Raw genomic sequence first — 2,148 nt, forward strand, 5'->3', positions numbered from 1 at the left:
GCTAAAGTTCACATCACTTAAGTATAGATAGTATCAAGATCAAAGTCGTTTTTAAAGCTCCTTTGTCACACTGGTGTCACAGTTGGAGTAAAAATGGCGACTATCCGCAAAAGACTTAACAAGTATCAAGTTCAGGTTCGTAAAGAAGGTAAAAGCATAAGCAAGACTTTTACCAACAAGTCAGATGCTCTTAAGTGGGCAAAAGAACAAGAAGTCAAAATCGAACAAGGTAGCTTTACAGTTAAAAAAGAAAGTGTCCCCCTATCCTTTCTGCTCAATCGCTGGGAACAAGAAGTCTTAGTTAATCTCAAAAGCTGGCCTGTCGAACGCTATAAAGTGGCTTTGGTTTCCAGACAATTAGGTCATCTCCCTCTAAGTCAAATTACAAGTAGCTTGTTAGCCTCATACCGTGATAAACGATTAGCTACTGCCTCAAACCAAACCGTAAAGCATGAACTAGGGCTAATCCGTAGAGCAATGAAGAAAGGCATCGAATGGGGATATGTTGATTCAGTACCTTTTTTAGCCTCACCTTCCCTTAAAGGCCAAGCCAGAACAAGAAGATTAAAAGCTAATGAGTTTGAGTTGCTACTAAATTCTGCGGATAACTATCTTAAGCATATCATCATACTTCTTATAGAAACTGCTATGCGCAGAGGTGAACTATCTAAACTAAGAATCGAAGATATTGATTGTGAGTCAAGACTAATTCATCTAAAAGACACGAAGAACGATGAAGATAGAACAATCCCTATCAGTAATAGAGCTTTAGACTCTTTAGTCTTCCTAATAAAAGAAGCTAAAACTGACTTTCTTCTGAATTACAGCAAAGAGTGGCTTACCGAAAAGTTTATTACACACTGTAAAACGATAGGCATTGATAATTTTAGATTACATGACCTTAGACATGAGGGAGTTTCAGCTTTATTCGAGAAAGGCTTAAACATGATGGAAGTCAGTTCAATATCAGGGCATAAGGATTTGTCTATGCTCAAGCGTTACACACATATAAACCCAAGAACATTAATCTCCAAGCTTTAAAAGCTATGAAATAGCAATGGAAATCAAAGAATAGCTACAAGCCGACTCTTATTAAAAGCCCTTAACTGTAAAAAATTAGGGCTTTTATATGTTCATTAGCTTCTCGCAGTCACTTATTTATTAGTTGCTTCCGAGATTTTATTAGCAGCTTCCGAGATAAAACAAGGCGCTATACGATTGCCAATATCTGGGCAGTTCTTATTGCGTTCAACCAAAGACTTTTCATCCGATGAATATGTTGATATAAACCCATCAGCCTCAAGACACTGATTATAAAGTGACTTTAAATCAGATTTAAACTTTTCGATACGATTCTTGGTGTTTTCTTCGTTAATTCTTCTAGCCGATATTTGCGATAGCGTATTAGCTAAACCGAAAAGCGGGTCATCGGAAGTATCATACTGAAACGCCGTTGCAGGGTTGTTAATGTTAGTCTCATTAAGTGCTGCTTTGCTAGTTTCGTAATTACACTTAGCAACAGTTTTATCGAAATCAAGCTTTGTTGCCATTGGGTTAAATTTATTCCTCACAAGCCATATTGATTTTGGCCTAGCAATAAATGGAGGCAGGTCGGAAGCGCAATAGAAGTATTCACCCATTGAGGTGTGTGAGCTATTGCTGGTTCGCACAACAGTATTAGCCCCATAAACAATGGCTCTTTTCTTTTGCCACTCCGGACACCCTTCAGAGGGGGCAGAACAGAGCTCTTCTGTTACGTACTTGCAAGGCTTTTTATAGACTGTTTCTTCGAATTTGACCTGCTCCCAACCAGGGTATTTTAGACTTGCACACCCGATTAACTGTATGCAGAGACCTGTAATAATCATTCTATTTTTCATTTTTATCCTTACTATTTAATAATTCGTATCCATCTATAAGAAGTAACTCAATTTAGTGTGAATTATCCCAACTCATTTCGAATTGTAACAATAAGTAAGCATTAGTACACAGCATTAAAAGGTAGTCTAAAAATAAATACTAAGCGTTATTGGTAATAAGCGCGATTTCTATCTAAGCTGCTTAACGAGTGAGAAATAGAATTAAGTCTCGACTTATAACTTAACGTAGGATTTAGATAATCATCTTAGTAATAGTTATGTTTTTCTA

The 2,148-nt window shown here is 37.0% G+C and carries 2 protein-coding genes; one reads left to right on the forward strand and one right to left on the reverse strand.

What is annotated here, in order from left to right:
- Nucleotides 1-93 precede the first annotated feature (93 nt).
- Nucleotides 94-1,041 (forward strand): site-specific integrase, encoded by a 948-nt coding sequence (locus IT781_RS21680; RefSeq protein ID WP_194972253.1) that lies wholly within the window; start codon nucleotides 94-96, stop codon nucleotides 1,039-1,041.
- Nucleotides 1,042-1,154: 113 nt separating this feature from the next.
- Here the strand turns inward: IT781_RS21680 and IT781_RS21685 are convergent, their stop codons facing one another.
- Nucleotides 1,155-1,880 (reverse strand): hypothetical protein, encoded by a 726-nt coding sequence (locus IT781_RS21685; RefSeq protein ID WP_194972254.1) that lies wholly within the window; start codon nucleotides 1,878-1,880, stop codon nucleotides 1,155-1,157.
- Nucleotides 1,881-2,148 lie beyond the last annotated feature (268 nt).

Source organism: Methylobacter sp. BlB1 (genome assembly GCF_015476545.1).
Taxonomy (GTDB): Bacteria; Pseudomonadota; Gammaproteobacteria; order Methylococcales; family Methylomonadaceae; genus Methylobacter.

Excerpts from the sequence above, each read along its gene's own strand:
- IT781_RS21680 (WP_194972253.1), top strand. The coding sequence starts at position 94 with ATGGCGACTATCCGCAAAAGACTTAACAAGTATCAAGTTCAGGTTCGT.
- IT781_RS21685 (WP_194972254.1), bottom strand. The coding sequence starts at position 1,880 with ATGAAAAATAGAATGATTATTACAGGTCTCTGCATACAGTTAATCGGG.